Here is a 679-nt window from a genome sequence, read left to right as displayed (position 1 = left end):
CTTTGTCAGCAGTCTGAAACGCCCCAACTCATGAGTTGGGCGTTTTTTTATGCCTGACAAAATCTTTGAACCCCAGCATCCGTGTCAACGGATGCTAAACGACTTGTTTGGTTTTGAACACTTCAGGCCAATACATCTTAACGTAGCCAGCAGATACCCATACAACGAGCACGGTGGCAATACTCAATTCAAGAAAACCAAAATCATGCAGCCATGCCCAGTTGGAGGGTGGGACTCAAGCAAAAATGCGGTTAAGCGATGCATCGCAATGGCACTGATCACCGATGGGAAGGTAACGGCCGCGATGGAAGGTTGGAACTTCAATCTCAGTAATCGAATGTAGCATAGGTAAATCAGCAGCGTCATGGTAATGGCGATGCCCGATAACGCGCCAGTGAGGATAGGGTCTGGCTCTCTGAAGTTCACCAAATACGCGGCCAGCGAAAGGTTAACCGGAGCGGCCATGATGGCTAATGTCGGCCTTGCTCGCTTAGGTAGAGAACCAAAAAACACCAATCGGTAGAGAACCAGAGGCAGTAGGAAAAAATAGATCCCAATACAGACCATAGCCAGCGTTTCTGAAAAGACATTGTGACCAAATTGAGAACCGGCCAATGAGCTGCTGAGATCAATCCAACTGGGTAGAGGAACCAGCTTGGCACAATATTGGACATCTTAA

Annotated in this window: 1 pseudogene; it reads right to left on the bottom strand. The window is 48.0% G+C overall.

The features are described 5' to 3' along the window. Positions 1-94 precede the first annotated feature (94 nt). Positions 95-679: pseudogene (locus CIK04_RS27210) on the bottom strand (TDT family transporter); the annotation flags it as partial.

Source organism: Vibrio sp. 03_296 (assembly GCF_002265885.1).
This window is presented reverse-complemented; position numbering and strand designations above follow the sequence as displayed.